Origin of the sequence: Shewanella hanedai (genome assembly GCF_007197645.1) — a bacterium.
GTDB lineage: Bacteria > Pseudomonadota > Gammaproteobacteria > Enterobacterales > Shewanellaceae > Shewanella > Shewanella hanedai.
This window is the reverse complement of record NZ_VKGK01000017.1, coordinates 32,387-47,090: the sequence shown is the minus strand read 5'-3', so window position 1 is coordinate 47,090 and position 14,704 is coordinate 32,387. Positions and strand designations below refer to the sequence as shown.

The window sequence follows — 14,704 nt, the reverse complement described above, 5'->3', positions numbered from 1 at the left end:
ATTGATTGGAAACCACTCAGCAACAACTTAAGGCAACCCATTGATTTAACATAAATACGCCTTCATATCAGTGGGTACTAAAAACGATAGCGGCCATCCATACTGCACTTACCGAAGCCGCTTTCATCATTATCATTAAACCATCTATTCAATACAGACTAAGTTTCTACCCAGTTCTTTTGCGTCATAAAGGGCTTTATCGGCTCGATTGATTAAGTTATCTAAACTGCCATCAGTAAAGCCGGCAATTCCTGTGCTAACGGTTATCGTTAATGGGCCTTGGGAGGTTAAAATAGGTTCGGCTTCTAACTGAGCTCGAAACGTATCCATCAAGGAGAACGCTTTATCTTCGTTTAACCCTTTAAAAGCAACAGTAAACTCCTCACCACCAAAACGAGATACCGTAAAATGCTGTCCGAATAAGCGATTTAAGCGAGAAGAGAACTCCACTAACACTTCATCGCCTACGTCATGACCATAGGTGTCATTCACTTTCTTGAAAAAATCGATATCTAGTAAAGCGACCGTTAAGCTACTTTTTTTCAGCTTAATTTGTTCCAACTGCTCTTCAAATAATCCGAAGAAATAGCGACGATTATACACCCCCGTTAGATAGTCTAAATTAGCCTGTTCCCAGAGCTTACGTATCATATCTAAAGAATCTAATGTGTTAAGAACTCGGCAATGGAACTCTTCATGAACAAAAGGTTTTTGCAAAAAGTCGTTCGCTCCATTTTTAATGAAACGAGCAGAAAGGCTCTCATCGGCATCGCTGGATAAACCAATAATAGCCAACTCTTCTCGACTAAATATCTCTCTCACTTTGAGAATCAAACCAAAACCGTCTAGACCAGGCATATTATAATCAGTGATAAGCAAAGTAATATCCGACTGGGACTGTAATATCTCAAATGCAGACAATCCATCATCAGCTTCGATCACTTGAAACAACTGTTGCTCCAGTAAATTCCTGACAAACTTGCGGCTAACCAACGAGTCATCGGCCACCAGCACTTTTACATTTTCATTGCGTTTAAGGCGTTTTACCAGCCTGACGACATACTCATAGCTGAAACGGTTTTCCTTTAAGATATAATCAACAATACCAAGCTGCAGTAAGCGTTTTCTCTGCTGGCTATCCAGACTCCCCGTCAACACGATGCAAGGCGTTTGATGAGACTGCACCAACGTCACTACCTCCCCATTCTGGGCATCGGGTAAATTAAGATCGGTGATAGCAACAAAGTATTTATGCTCTTTTAATAACTGTTCAGCACTGAGCATGTCTTCTGCAAAATCAACTTCGCAACCCAGTTCTTGCGCGATAAGGTGTTGTAAAATACGGGACACGACTCTGCTGTCCTCGACGACTAATATTCGCAACCTATTCTCCTCAAACTTCAACTTGCAGAGCCATGAATCCCACATTCTCTCTTTCTAAATTCATCATTTAGCAATTAGTTCCCTAACCTTTGATTGAAATTTTAAGAGTAAATTTAAAGGGATTAATGTCTCTGGCGCTCTGGTAGTACTATGCTTTGTGTCGTAAGAACTCGTCTGATCTTTTGTTAATCTATTTAAATCAATAACCACTGTTGCCGATATTTTATCTTGAATCGCTTGCCTGTTTGCATCCCAGTAGATCTGTAAAAAACCCAGTAAACCTGTTGCAAACCCAGCACCATAACCGCCGTAACGTCCAAAAGAGTCCCAGAGTGACAACCCTGTTCCATCGAGTTGGACAACTCGGATCCGAAATAACTTTTTACCTAAAGTTTGTCCATCAAACCAAGCGGTAAAAACGGTAAAATAAAATGCAGCCCAACCAAAACCTAGCCCCAAATCATTCAACATCCCTTTCGCCCAAGCAAGTAGACTATATTCTTGCTCTTGTTCTTTCTCTTCTATATCTAATTGTTCGAGATCAACAAGCTGCTTTTCATCAAAAAACTGTGAAGCCTCATTTTGACTCTCCAAGGATTGCGCGGTAATGTCTTTCATCTCTTTACTGTGAGCATTTTCCTGAGATTGTAGCGAGTCTATCTGCGCCGAATTAGTCTCTAAAACTGAAGGATAAACACTCAAAGACTGATTCAGATCGGTATTCATCGTCTCTAATAACCGCTTTTTTTCATCTATTGAAAGAGGAAGTTCATTAATTAAATTGGTGACTATCGATGTTTGCTCATCAAGGCTTAAGCTTGACTTTTTAATGGCAAGGAGCAGATGTAAAAGCTCATTTTCGGCGCAACTACTATCCATACATTGGCTAAAGCTGATAATTTTGGGACCATAACCTAACAAATCCTCAATCACATTAAGCGAGCTTATCTCACGCCCGTCGGTCACATCTCCCTTTACACTCGAACTGTCCGATGAGGTAAAGTGCTCAGTAACCACCAAAATCATCATGACAAGCATGAGCAGGTACAAACCCCATTTAAAAATTTTACCTACTTCACGGCTCTTTTTTTGTATCAATAGGGTTAAAGCCACAAGTAATATAAATATCCAGCCCGCCTGCTCAGCCAACACTGCAACAAGTAAACCATCAATCGTCATGGCTAAGCCCCTTTTTAAAGGGCTTGCCAGTGGGGTATAAAGAATTTCTGGTGCGATTTCGAAGGCAAAAGGAGTCACCATGGATTTAGGATCTGGGTCTTGATTATCCTTAGTCATATCAACTCACTTTCTTATTATTTTTATTAAAATGATTCATTTTCAAAGGCAAACACTTACACTCAAATCGAATATAATCTATATTCTGTTTCAAAGTAAACGCTATAAATGATGCTTAATGTGTTATGCATAAAAACGAAGATTAACATTTTTAACGGCTAAGCAACGTAGATTTTACTCATAAGAATTAAATCATTCATAACTAAAAAGAATAACGAAGAACAAACAATCACTTCTATTGCTGTAAAAGGCGATTATGATTCAATAACAATATTGTTAGGAGCAAGTGACCCATGAGCAACATTTTCGAAGATAACTCACATACTATCGGTAACACCCCTCTTGTTCGCCTTAAGCGCGTTAGCCCAGGTAATGTTTTAGCTAAAGTAGAAGCCAGAAATCCTAGCTTTAGTGTGAAGTGTCGTATCGGTGCCAATATGATCTGGGATGCTGAGAAAAAAGGCACCCTAACCCAAGATAAAGAATTAATCGAACCGACTTCAGGCAATACAGGTATCGCGCTGGCTTATGTTGCTGCAGCCCGAGGCTACAAGCTAACCCTAACCATGCCAAACACAATGAGTCTGGAGCGTCGTAAACTACTTAAAGCCCTCGGTGCAAACTTGATATTGACCGAAGGTGCTAAAGGCATGAAAGGTGCAATTGATAAGGCGGAAGAGATACGCCAATCCGCACCTGAAAAATATGTATTATTACAGCAGTTTGATAATCCAGCTAACCCAGAAATTCACGAAAAAACCACGGGTCCAGAGATCTGGAATGATACTGATGGTGAAGTCGATGTGGTTGTTGCTGGTGTGGGCACTGGTGGCACGATTACAGGAATAAGCCGTTATATTAAAAACGCGAAAGGTAAAGCGATCACGTCTGTGGCGGTTGAACCAGCTGATTCCCCTGTTATTCAACAAACCATTTCAGGCTTAGAGTTAAAACCTGGACCGCACAAAATTCAAGGTATCGGCGCAGGCTTTATTCCAGGTAACTTAGATTTAGAGATGATTGATCGTGTTGAAGCTGTATCCAATGAAGAATCCATTGAGATGGCTCAGCGTCTAATGAAGGAGGAAGGTATTCTGGTTGGGATCTCTTCTGGTGCTGCAGTTGTAGCAGCAAACCGTATTGCGGCACTACCAGAGTTTAAAGATAAGACGATTGTCGTTATCTTACCCTCTGCGGCAGAACGTTACCTATCATCAGTCCTATTCCAAGGCGAATTTGGCGACTCAGAAAACGTGCAATAACGGCAATAAACAAGATAAAAAAACCAGATTAAATCTGGTTTTTTTATCGCGCTTAGCTATCCAGACTCGTTGGTGTTTTAGCTCCAATAATTTTTCTAACGCTTGAATTGACGATATGTTCAAACTGACTCTTATCTTTATCAATATTGCCCCTCATCACGTACTGATATTCTAATAATTTAATCAGCCCCAACACCTGATAGGCATCCGCTAAAGGAGTGCTTGAGTTCAGTTTCTCAAAAAACAGTTTAATGGTTGCCAAAAAAGAATCATCTAAAGTGATAATCGCATCGGCTAGCTGACGGCTTCTTAATGCTTCTTCGTGAAATGCCATCTCTAAAATTCTGTCATCGCTATGCCTAACCTGCTCACGTATATGTTCACAAATAAACTGAGTTAAATGTATCTGTAGTTGTTCATCTCTATTGTTACCTTGCTTACTCAGATAATTGATTAACTCGAAACTGCGACTTTCTAGTACCTTATTCATCCACAAGGTTTTTTCGGCAAAATAAGTTAGTGAATCACTGATCAAAACTTTAATGTCTTTAAAGTAATAAGTTGTAGAAGCTAAAGGCACATTGGCCTCTTTTGCCACAGCGCGGTGACGCACTCCGCGGATCCCCTCTTTAACAATCAACCTGAGCGTGGCTTCGAGGATAATAACCCTACGCGCTTCTCCATCACTTCGGCTCGTCTGACGTCCAACATAGGTCAATAGGTGAGTCATTGCAGATCCTTGAGTCAGTTCGTAATTTTCATGTTAGCCAGGACTTGAGATCCAAAAAACTAACCTTAAAACTAATAGGTATTTGTTCAGCCATAGATAAAAATTAATTTATTGAACAATATAAATAAATCCAGACTAATCTTATAAGCAATGAAAGAAAATAACCAAAGAGTTCATCCACCTATAGGTTATCTTACTATGGCAGACAGGACTACTAAGTTGCAATTAAGGGATTTGATATGGAATCAATTAAAATATCCAGCTTTATGAACAGACGTCCAGTGACATTTACAGCCAATATGCATATTGCTGAAGCCGTTGAAATCTTTCTTCGCGCCAAGCAGATAGGTGGACCTGTTATCGATGAAAACAATCATGTTATTGGTTTTCTTTCTGAACAAGATTGCTTAATCAAAATGCTCGAAGCGACCTATCTAAATGAAGATCATTATGTCATTGGCGACATCATGCATGATAAGCCTCTAACTGTGAGCCCAGATGCATCAGTGCTCGACCTCGCCCAACAAATGACTCATTCGAAACCCAAAATCTACCCCATCATAGATGAATCAAACAAACTTATCGGCGTGATCAGCCGCTCGGATGTTTTAAAGGCTATCGATGACCAATTAAAAGCCATGTACAAGCAAGGTCACTCCCGTTTGGTGTGACATATATAACGTTTTAACGTGCTCTTTTTTACCTGCTTAAGCCTCACGCTGAGCCTTAATAGTAGATAGAAGATCAAAGATATTGGCTTGCAATATTGACTATTAATTGTGCATTTAACTTGATCATTGTTCATAAATCAGGCAGTTTGCACAATATTGTTTATGCTTTTCTCCTCCAAGCCAACAAGCTAATAAATATAAGAAACAAAGAATAAGGCGCTAGGTTATGGTATCTGCGAGTTTTATTTTTTACGCTTTCGCTATCGTCATTGTCACCGTGACAATGTTGCTTGTCTCCCATGCGCTAAACCCTAGAGGTCATAAAAGGAAAAATAGTTACCCTTACGAATCTGGCATTGTGCCAGTTGGGGATACCAATATTCGTTGGAACGTTAACTATTTCTTAATTGCTATCTCCTTTGTCATCTTCGATATCGAAGCCGTTTACCTCTACTTATGGTCTCTGGTTGTGCTAGAGACGAGCTGGCCCGGATTAACCACTGCCAGCCTTTTCATCTTAGCTCTGTTCATCGTACTGATATATGAAATTAAACAAGGTGCTTTCGATTGGGGTAAAAGACAACAAGGAGAGTAGCCATGCGCTGGCAACTGAGTAAGCCTGACATCATTCCTACGTCGCCTCAAACCATGCAAGAAGTGGTTGAGAAAAATCTACTTGTCACCCGACTCGAAGATCTTGTCGCTTGGGGGCGAAGTAACTCCCTCTGGCCATTTAATTTTGGCCTTTCTTGCTGTTATGTTGAGATGGCAACCTCGTTTACTAGCCGCCATGATATCGCCAGATTCGGTTCTGAAGTGATCCGAGCAACCCCTAGGGAAGCTGATCTTATTGTTATTTCCGGTACTGTTTTTCTTAAAATGGCGCCTGTGATTAAACATCTCTATGATCAGATGTTAGAGCCTAAATGGGTGATCTGCATGGGCTCCTGTGCCAACTCTGGCGGCATGTATGATGTGTATAGCGTAGTGCAAGGTGCAGATCGTTTTCTCCCTATCGACCTTTATGTTCCTGGTTGCCCCCCAAGACCCGAAGCCTTGATGTATGGACTGACTCTTCTGCAAGAGGCAATACAAAAAGGGGAACCTCGCCAAGCCAGACCGCTTAATAGAACAATCACGCCTGAAGAGATCCAAGTTTTTGCCTGTCGCAATATGCGCGATGAAAAACATGAGCAGAGGATCCAAGCCGATAAGCTCACACCGCCAGACGAGGTGTGATCATGAACATAAACACTAAAGCAATGTCACTACATAAGATTCAGTCCGAAAAAAATCCACAAACATTGAGCCTAGCCATGTTACCCGAGCTTGATAGCTTATTGCGCGGCTCGTCGCAGCAACAAACCTGTGTTGATCAGATTTTAACGCTTTGGATAGATAAAACACTGCTCATTCCAGCACTTAAACTACTCAAAGGGATGCAACAACCTTTCGACCTTCTGTTTGATCTTTATGCTGTCGACGAGCGACTTAGATTGGATAAAAACACGATCCCAGCGAAAGATTTCACCTTAATTTATCAACTGATGTCAGTGAGTCGTAACCAAGATATCAGGCTTAAAGTCGCACTCCCTCAAGATCAAGCTCATATCTCAACTATTACCGGTTTTTGGCCTTCGGCAAATTGGTATGAACGAGAAGCATGGGATCTATTTGGTATCGTATTCGATGACCATCCGAATCTATACCGTCTTCTGCTACCTCCCACATTTAAAGGTCATCCACTGCGTAAAGAGTTTCCGGGGCGCGCCACAGAAACGGAGCCATTTAGCTTAGATGATGAACGCTTAGCCATAGAGCAAGAGGCACTCAAGTTCGATCCAAAACGCTGGGGGATGGAGGAAAACAACAAAAATAATGACTACATGTTCTTAAATCTGGGACCTAATCATCCCAGTGTTCATGGCGTTTTCCGCATAGCCTTGCAGCTCAACGGTGAACACATCATCAACTCCGTTCCCGATATTGGCTTTCACCACCGAGGTGCTGAAAAAATTGCTGAACGCCAAACCTGGCATGGCTTTATTCCCTACACAGATAGGATAGATTACCTCGGGGGAGTAATGAATAACTTCCCCTACATTTTGGCCATAGAACAGCTGGCTAACATTCAAGTCTCAGAGCGAGTCAAATGCATCAGGATCATGTTAGCTGAATGCTTTCGGATCTTAAGTCACATGCTGTTCTTTGGAACATTTGCCCAAGATGTGGGTCAGCTCTCCCCTATTTTTTATCTGTTCATCGATAGAGAGAAACTGTTTGGCATCATAGAAGCCATAACAGGGGCACGCATGCACCCAAGCTGGTTCAGAATTGGTGGTCTAGCTCAAGACCTTCCCCAAGGTTGGGACAGAATGATGCAAGAGTTTATTGATGAATTTCCTAAAAAACTCGATGAATATGAAGTCATGGTGATGCATAACAGCATCCTAAAGCGACGTGCTGTCGGAATTGGTAAGTACAACACACAAGAAGCGTTAGATTGGAACATTACCGGCGCAGGTTTACGCGCTACTGGACTCAATTTAGATCTTCGTAAAACGCGTCCCTATTCAGGCTATGAGAATTATGAGTTTGAAGTCCCCACAGCCAACAATGGCGATGCCTACGACAGATGCCAACTTAGAATAGATGAGATGAGGCAAAGCGTTAAGATTATCCAACAATGTATCAACAACATGCCCCAAGGAGATTTTAAAACAGATCATCCATTAACGACACCACCTAATCAACGTAGCAAACAGGACATTGAAACCTTAATTCAGCACTTCCTGAATGTGAGTTGGGGACCGGTAATGCCCAAAGGCGAGTCTTGTTTCGCCGTTGAAGCCACCAAAGGTATCAACGCCTATACCCTAATTAGCGATGGCAGCAACACAAGTTATCGCACCCGAATCCGCACACCTTCATTTGCCCACTTACAGATGATACCTAAAATGGCAAAAGGCTTAATGGTGGCAGATCTTATTGTGATTTTAGCCAGTATCGACTTTGTAATGGCCGACGTGGACAGGTAGGAGATATGATGGCAAATAGACCCCAACAAGCGATCCCCATAGCATTAGTTGAAACTGACGCTAGCGGCTTGAGCGAAAAAGAGCAGCATGGCATTGATGCCCTGATATCTCACTCTCCTCAACTTGCAGGGATCACCATCGATGCTCTAAAGTTGATTCAAGCAGAACGAGGTTGGATCAGTGATGCTAGCTTAAATGCCTTGTCCATCTACACCAATATTCCCGTTGCAGATCTCGACAGTGTCGCCACTTTCTATAACCTCATCTTTCGCCAACCCGTTGGAACCATAGTGCTGCATCCTTGTGACGGGATCAGCTGCGACTTAATGGGAGCTGAGCATATTCGTCAGTGTCTAAGCCATCACTTGAATATCAATGCAGGTGAGACAACAGCGGATAATCATTTCACCCTGATACCACTTCCTTGTTTGGGCGCCTGCGATAAAGCACCAGTCATGATAGCCAACAAACAACTGTTCGAGAATATGACTGAAACCGAAATACCTGAGTTAATTAGGGCATTAGGCGAGGTGAATAAATGAGTCAAACCTTCCCCCATAACCCCTTAACGCGCTTCATCACCTCAGATGAAGCAAGCTGGTGTCTTCAGCAGTATCAAAACCATGGTGGCTACCAAGGTTTTCGTAAATCTTTGGAGATGAGTCAAGGCCAACTCCTCGACACCCTCAAAGAGTCCAATCTCAGAGGACGAGGCGGCGCAGGTTTTCCCACAGGCCTTAAATGGAGTTTTGTACCAAGGGGAGATGATGCCCCCTCGCCTCGCTATCTCATTGTCAACGCTGATGAGATGGAGCCCGGTGCTTTTAAAGATCGCATGTTATTGGAAAAAACGCCTCATCAAATCATTGAAGGTCTGCTTGTCGGAGCACAAACCTTAGGGGCTTCGATCGGTTATATCTTTCTGCGTGGTGACTACTACTTAGCTGAAGAGCGATTAACTCAGGCACTGAATGAGTGTCGAGACGCTAAACTTTTAGGTCAGAATATCTTAGGATCGGAATTAAGCTTCGACATTCACCTTCATACGAGTGCAGGCCGTTATATCTGCGGCGAAGAAACCGCCTTAATCAATTCAATGGAAGGTAAACGCGCCACTCCAAGGGCTAAGCCGCCTTTTCCTCAAGTCGCTGGTTTATGGGGCAAACCCACCATCGTCAACAATGTCGAAACCTTCTGTAATCTGCCACACATTATTAATTTTGGCCCTCAATGGTTTAAAGAGCTAGGACGTGAAGATGACGCTGGTACCAAAATTTTTGGCGTCAGTGGCAGAGTGAACAACCCCGGATTGTGGGAACTGCCAATGGGAACTCCCATCAGAGAGATTATTGAGCAACACGCTGGCGGTATGTGTGACGGCTACTCACTTAAGGGCTTTCTGCCCGGTGGTGGCTCCACCGACTTTTTAGTGGAAAAACATTTAGATGTCCCGATGGATTATGACGCCATCGGCAAACAGGGAAGTCGAATGGGCACCGGTACCATCATCATATTGGATGATAAATACTGCCCAGTTTCGATGGTACTCAACCTGATTAAATTTTTCGCTCAAGAATCTTGCGGATGGTGCACACCTTGCCGTGATGGCTTACCTTGGGCTCAAGTATTACTTGAGAAAATTGAGCGTGGTGAAGGCGAACTTGAAGATATCACCCAACTTGAAGAACTTTGCCGTTTTGCCGCCCCCGGCAATACTTTTTGCGCCCTAGCCCCCGGCGCAGTAGAGCCTTTACAAAGCGCGCTTAACTATTTCAGGGAGGATTTTGAGTCTCATATTACGCAAGCTTGCTGTCCTTTCCATGCAAAACAATCCCTGAAACTCGATGCTGACCATTCTCGCTCTATGAATACAGACGGAGGTGAGAGCCATGAGCAAGTCTAATACTGGCAGCAACAATGTTGAGAGTGTGGCTACCCTCTCACTCACCATAGATAACCAAATTTATGATGTCGATAAAGGGCAGAACTTACTTCAGGCCTGCTTATCCTTAGGGTTAAACTTGCCATATTTCTGTTGGCATCCGTCCATGGGTTCAGTTGGATCTTGTAGACAATGCGCTGTCATGCAATATCAAAATAGCGAAGATATCCGAGGCCGTTTAGTCATGTCATGCATGACGCCCGTAAGCGAAGGCATGATTGTTTCTCTTCAAGATGACAAATCACAACAGTTCCGAGAAACCAATATTGCCGCCATCATGACCAATCACCCTCATGATTGCCCTGTGTGTGAAGAGGGAGGAAACTGTCACCTGCAAGATATGACCTTGATGAGCAAACACATCAACCGTCGTTATCCGGGAAAGAAACGCACCCATCTCAACCAATTTTTAGGGCCTTTGCTAAATCATGAGATGAATCGCTGTATCAGCTGCTACCGTTGTGTTCGTTTTTACCGCGATTATTGTGGCGGTAGCGATCTCAATGTGTTTGGTTCTAAAAGCCACCTCTATTTTGGACGTGCTGAATCTGGTGTGCTTGAAAGCCCTTTCTCAGGTAACCTTGCTGAAGTTTGCCCCACTGGCGTGTTTACCGATAAGCCATTTTCACACCATTACAGCCGTAAATGGGATCTACAAACCGCCCCTGTAGTCTGCCCCCACTGCAGTCTGGGCTGTAACCTCACACTAGGCGAACGCAGCGGCAGCATAAGAAGGGTCACCAATCGCCAACACAATGACATTAATGGCCACTTCCTCTGTAATACTGGCCTATTTGGTTATGAGCATGTCAATCACAGTGAACGCCTAGAATGGCCACTTAAGCGTAATAATGAGCGTAAAACCACAGACATACTCACCTCAGAACAAGCTCAAGCGCTGCTGAGTGAGTATTGCAATAAACCAACAGGGAATTGTATTGCTGTAGGCTCTGTTCGAACTCACATCGAAAATAACGGGGCGCTGTTAAAGCTCGTTGGCGAAGCGCAATTTTATCTTGGCATCAATGATAGCCACGCTCAGCTATTAAATCTCTTATGCAAAACCTACAACGACACCTCGTTGAGTCCCATGTCGTTAACAGAAATTGAAACCTGTGATGCCACGCTTATTATCAACGAAGATATCACCCACACAGCACCGAGACTGGCATTAAGCGTACGACAGATGAGTCGTAATGCAGGACTGAAGCAAGCAGCCAAACTTGGCGTACAACATTGGCAAGATGGCGCAGTTCGCAATATCGCCCAAACCACATTATCACCTCTGCATATCGTTGAGAGCCAGGCCAGTGAACTGACATCCATCGCAACCCAAAGCATGGTTTTACACCCTACTGAGCAGATAGTATTACTTGAAGAGATCGCATCTTTGTTAGATGAGAAGCTACTTGGTACTCATCAAAGTCCAGATGAATCAGTGTCGAACGAGGCCAAAAGTATCGTCGACGATCTGCTAAGTGCCCAGCGACCTTTATTGTTAACCGGTGTTCAAAGCAGAGATATAGAATTATTGTCATTAAGTATTCAAATTGCCAACACACTTAAACAGCTCAACCCAAACACAGGGTTTTATGCCGCAACTCAAGCTGCAAACGACCTTCACCTAGGGCTATTATTAAATGGTGAGTCAAATAAGGGGCCAAATGATGGTGCAAGTGATGGCTCAAGAGTACAAGGGCTAGACTCCCTGGTCGAACGACTCAATACTGAGTCTGTTGAAACCTTAATAATATTAGAGACCGATCTTTACCGTTATCTAGACAATACACAGCTCGACAATGCCCTAAACAAAGTCAAACAGATCATCGTTATCGATCAACTCCTTACTAAAACAGCGAGCATGGCAGACCTCATTCTTCCCGCTACCTCATTTTCCGAATCATACGGTTGCAGTTTAAGCTCTGAAGGAAGGCTACAATTTTCGTTCGCTACCATGTCTCCCATCAAGGACCGATTAGCACCATGGCAATGGTTGTCGACGCTAATCGCACTCCCGAGTTATGGCGAGTTGGTGCGTTGGATATCAGCTAAATTGACCCTACTAAAGAAGATGGAATCCTTTGCTGAGCTGACAAGGTTCAATGAACTCTCCCCTTTCAGAATAGCCAGACAAACGGTGAGAGACAGCAGTAGAACCGCAATTCACGCTGTTGACGATGTGAAAGAGAGCCAGCCCATTATCGATTTAATGGCCCCAATTAATAACTCCATGGAGGGCGTAGCTGGATTTCGTCAAACGCTAGTGCAACCTATTTCAGTACTGCCAGCTAATCGGTGGTCACCTAAATGGAACTCTGATCAAGGTGAAAGCCGTGGTCAAGCCAGTCATGACCAAGCCACAGACTCTTTATGGTCGATTTGGAATAAAGGCATAAAGATTTTCCCCACATCAAGCTCGATGAAAATAACAGTTCCATGTTATCCATCTGCACAGTCACTTGCTTCTGAACATGACAATGACAAGATCAGACTGGGCGCCTCTGCAAATCTCTATGCCGATTTTGAACTTGCACAATATTCCACAGCACTTGCTTCATTAGCACCAGAAATGCGGGCGAGTATTCACCCTGAAACAGCGAAGAAATGGCAATTAGCTGAAGGAGATACCATCAGCTTATATACTGCCAACACCCAAGTCGGACTCACGTGCATATTGAACTCAAGCCAAGCCAAGGAGTTAATTCTAATTCCAAGCGAATATTTCTCGCGACTTGGCACTTGGGTGAAATGGACTCGACTCTCTACACCAGAACTCACATCAGAGCCTCAACAAGAACTTGCGCCGCAATCATCTACAGAGCCGATGCAAGAGCAATTACAAACACCATTACAGCGCCCCTCGCATGAGGAGAAAACATGATTGAGTTAACTTCTCTTTTAACCCCGCTGGCGATTCTGATTGTCTTGCTGCTTGCCGCCGCTTGGTCAACGTGGCTAGAGCGACGCTTATTGGGTATTTGGCAAGACAGATTAGGACCAAACCGAGTGGGTCCATTTGGCCTATTTCAAGTTATCGCCGACATGATAAAAATTTTCACCAAAGACGATTGGATCCCACCGTTTGCAGATAAAGCCCTATTTGTTATCGCACCCATGATCTTGATGATCATGACTTTGCTTGGCTTCGCCATTATTCCATTCTCTCCAGATATTCAGATCACTGAGTTTGATAACGCCTTGCTATTTGTATTGGCCCTTAGCTCCTTGTCTGTATATAGCATTATGTTGGCAGGCTTCTCATCAAACAGTAAATATGCCCTTTTAGGTGCGCTAAGAACCACGGCTCAAATGCTTTCCTATGAAGTCTTTATGGGACTGGCCTTGATGGGCGTTGTCGTCATCGCCGGTAGTTTCAGCCTCAATGATATCGTTCATGCCCAAAGCCAATACTGGTTTATTCTCAGTCAACCGCTAGGTTTTTTACTGTTTCTGTTTGCTGGTGTTGCCGAAAGTCATCGCGCCCCATTTGATCTGCCTGAAGCTGAAACGGAGATAGTGGCAGGGTTTCATACCGAATATGCCAGCATGAAGTTTGGTATGTTTTTCATTGGAGAATACTTAGGGGTGATCTTCATCTCCGCCTTAATCACCACACTTTATTTCGGTGGTTGGCAGGGACCATTTTTACCACCCATTGTCTGGTTCACACTCAAAACCGTCTTTTTCGTGATGTTTTTTATTCTGCTTCGCGCCGCGATCCCAAGACCCAGATACGATCAACTCATGAGCTTTGGTTGGTCCATTTTACTGCCATTAGCACTGTTAAATCTGCTGCTTACCGCAGTATGGAAATTAACCATAGGTGTTTAACTACAGATTTTTAAGAGGAGCGTGACATGTTAAGTCAAATAAGAACGCTAATCACAATCCTAAAGCACACTTTTACTCGTGCTGACACTGTCGAGTACCCGGAACAGAAGCCTTACCTGTCGCCTCGTTACCGTGGCCGAATCGTCTTAACTCGTGATCCCGATGGTGAAGAGCGATGCGTCGCTTGTAATCTTTGCTCTGTCGCCTGCCCTGTCGATTGTATTTCGGTGGTTAAAACAGAGAAACCAGACGGGCGCTGGGAAGCTGAAAGTTTCACCGTTAACTTCTCCCGCTGCATCATGTGTGGGTTTTGTGAAGAAGCCTGCCCTACCCACGCAATTCAACTCACCCCCGATGTAGAAATGGCTGAATATGACAGACAAAATCTCGTCTATGAGAAGCAGCATCTGCTTATCTCAGGTCCTGGTAAATACCATAATTACAATTTCTACAAAGTCAGTGGGAAAGCCATCGATGGCAAAGAGAAAGGAGACGCTCAAAATGAATTAGCTCCCATCAATGTGAGGAGTTTATTGCCATGAGAATCAACA

The 14,704-nt window shown here is 43.5% G+C and carries 13 protein-coding genes; 10 read left to right on the top strand and 3 right to left on the bottom strand.

The window, feature by feature from the left end:
• Positions 1 to 144: 144 nt before the first annotated feature.
• Both FN961_RS14345 and FN961_RS14340 read right to left on the bottom strand, forming a co-directional pair.
• Positions 145 to 1,383, bottom strand: coding sequence for a diguanylate cyclase (locus FN961_RS14345; RefSeq protein WP_144040868.1), 1,239 nt, complete (start codon positions 1,381 to 1,383; stop codon positions 145 to 147).
• A 63-nt stretch (positions 1,384 to 1,446) separates the two neighbouring features.
• Positions 1,447 to 2,679 (bottom strand): RDD family protein, encoded by a 1,233-nt coding sequence (locus FN961_RS14340; RefSeq protein ID WP_144040867.1) that lies wholly within the window; start codon positions 2,677 to 2,679, stop codon positions 1,447 to 1,449.
• A gap of 293 nt (positions 2,680 to 2,972) precedes the next feature.
• Between FN961_RS14340 and cysK the strand changes: the two genes are divergently transcribed.
• A complete protein-coding gene (gene cysK / locus FN961_RS14335) occupies positions 2,973 to 3,941 on the top strand; it encodes a cysteine synthase A (RefSeq protein ID WP_144040866.1) in 969 nt (322 codons plus the stop codon).
• A 52-nt stretch (positions 3,942 to 3,993) separates the two neighbouring features.
• Here the strand turns inward: cysK and FN961_RS14330 are convergent, their stop codons facing one another.
• Complete coding sequence (locus tag FN961_RS14330) at positions 3,994 to 4,671, bottom strand: TetR/AcrR family transcriptional regulator (RefSeq protein ID WP_144040865.1); 678 nt, start codon at positions 4,669 to 4,671, stop codon at positions 3,994 to 3,996.
• 239 nt (positions 4,672 to 4,910) lie between these two features.
• Here FN961_RS14330 and FN961_RS14325 point away from each other — a divergent pair, with 239 nt between their 5' ends.
• The 9 genes from FN961_RS14325 to nuoI all read left to right on the top strand — a co-directional run bounded on the left by FN961_RS14325 (position 4,911) and on the right by nuoI (position 14,695).
• Entirely contained in the window at positions 4,911 to 5,342 is a 432-nt protein-coding gene (locus tag FN961_RS14325; protein WP_144040864.1) for a CBS domain-containing protein, read from the top strand.
• A 226-nt stretch (positions 5,343 to 5,568) separates the two neighbouring features.
• Positions 5,569 to 5,937, top strand: coding sequence for an NADH-quinone oxidoreductase subunit A (locus tag FN961_RS14320; protein ID WP_144040863.1), 369 nt, complete (start codon positions 5,569 to 5,571; stop codon positions 5,935 to 5,937).
• Between the two features lie 53 nt (positions 5,938 to 5,990).
• Positions 5,991 to 6,581: an NADH-quinone oxidoreductase subunit B gene (locus FN961_RS14315; protein WP_221936123.1), complete on the top strand. Its 591-nt coding sequence runs from the start codon at positions 5,991 to 5,993 to the stop codon at positions 6,579 to 6,581.
• A 2-nt stretch (positions 6,582 to 6,583) separates the two neighbouring features.
• The gene (gene nuoC / locus FN961_RS14310) at positions 6,584 to 8,380 is read left to right on the top strand and encodes an NADH-quinone oxidoreductase subunit C/D (RefSeq protein WP_144040861.1); all 1,797 of its coding nucleotides are present in this window, start codon (positions 6,584 to 6,586) and stop codon (positions 8,378 to 8,380) included.
• An 8-nt stretch (positions 8,381 to 8,388) separates the two neighbouring features.
• Positions 8,389 to 8,922, top strand: coding sequence for an NADH-quinone oxidoreductase subunit NuoE (gene nuoE / locus FN961_RS14305; protein WP_144040860.1), 534 nt, complete (start codon positions 8,389 to 8,391; stop codon positions 8,920 to 8,922).
• The gene (gene nuoF, locus FN961_RS14300) at positions 8,919 to 10,283 is read left to right on the top strand and encodes an NADH-quinone oxidoreductase subunit NuoF (protein ID WP_229814770.1); all 1,365 of its coding nucleotides are present in this window, start codon (positions 8,919 to 8,921) and stop codon (positions 10,281 to 10,283) included. Before nuoE ends, nuoF begins: the two co-directional genes overlap by 4 nt.
• On the top strand, positions 10,270 to 13,203 hold the full coding sequence (gene nuoG / locus FN961_RS14295) for an NADH-quinone oxidoreductase subunit NuoG (protein ID WP_144040859.1): 2,934 nt from the start codon (positions 10,270 to 10,272) through the stop codon (positions 13,201 to 13,203). The genes nuoF and nuoG overlap by 14 nt, the downstream gene beginning before the upstream one ends.
• The gene (gene nuoH / locus FN961_RS14290; protein WP_144040858.1) at positions 13,200 to 14,153 is read left to right on the top strand and encodes an NADH-quinone oxidoreductase subunit NuoH; all 954 of its coding nucleotides are present in this window, start codon (positions 13,200 to 13,202) and stop codon (positions 14,151 to 14,153) included. Before nuoG ends, nuoH begins: the two co-directional genes overlap by 4 nt.
• A 26-nt stretch (positions 14,154 to 14,179) precedes the next feature.
• Positions 14,180 to 14,695, top strand: a complete 516-nt coding sequence (gene nuoI / locus FN961_RS14285) for an NADH-quinone oxidoreductase subunit NuoI (RefSeq protein WP_144040857.1) — start codon at positions 14,180 to 14,182, stop codon at positions 14,693 to 14,695.
• Positions 14,696 to 14,704 lie beyond the last annotated feature (9 nt).

Bases quoted from the DNA above. Each gene is read 5' to 3' on its own strand.
- FN961_RS14340 (WP_144040867.1), bottom strand. From the start codon at position 2,679: ATGACTAAGGATAATCAAGACCCAGATCCTAAATCCATGGTGACTCCT.
- cysK (WP_144040866.1), top strand. From the start codon at position 2,973: ATGAGCAACATTTTCGAAGATAACTCACATACTATCGGTAACACCCCT.
- FN961_RS14330 (WP_144040865.1), bottom strand. From the start codon at position 4,671: ATGACTCACCTATTGACCTATGTTGGACGTCAGACGAGCCGAAGTGAT.
- FN961_RS14325 (WP_144040864.1), top strand. From the start codon at position 4,911: ATGGAATCAATTAAAATATCCAGCTTTATGAACAGACGTCCAGTGACA.
- FN961_RS14320 (WP_144040863.1), top strand. From the start codon at position 5,569: ATGGTATCTGCGAGTTTTATTTTTTACGCTTTCGCTATCGTCATTGTC.
- FN961_RS14315 (WP_221936123.1), top strand. From the start codon at position 5,991: ATGCAAGAAGTGGTTGAGAAAAATCTACTTGTCACCCGACTCGAAGAT.
- nuoC (WP_144040861.1), top strand. From the start codon at position 6,584: ATGAACATAAACACTAAAGCAATGTCACTACATAAGATTCAGTCCGAA.
- nuoE (WP_144040860.1), top strand. From the start codon at position 8,389: ATGGCAAATAGACCCCAACAAGCGATCCCCATAGCATTAGTTGAAACT.
- nuoF (WP_229814770.1), top strand. From the start codon at position 8,919: ATGAGTCAAACCTTCCCCCATAACCCCTTAACGCGCTTCATCACCTCA.
- nuoG (WP_144040859.1), top strand. From the start codon at position 10,270: ATGAGCAAGTCTAATACTGGCAGCAACAATGTTGAGAGTGTGGCTACC.
- nuoH (WP_144040858.1), top strand. From the start codon at position 13,200: ATGATTGAGTTAACTTCTCTTTTAACCCCGCTGGCGATTCTGATTGTC.
- nuoI (WP_144040857.1), top strand. From the start codon at position 14,180: ATGTTAAGTCAAATAAGAACGCTAATCACAATCCTAAAGCACACTTTT.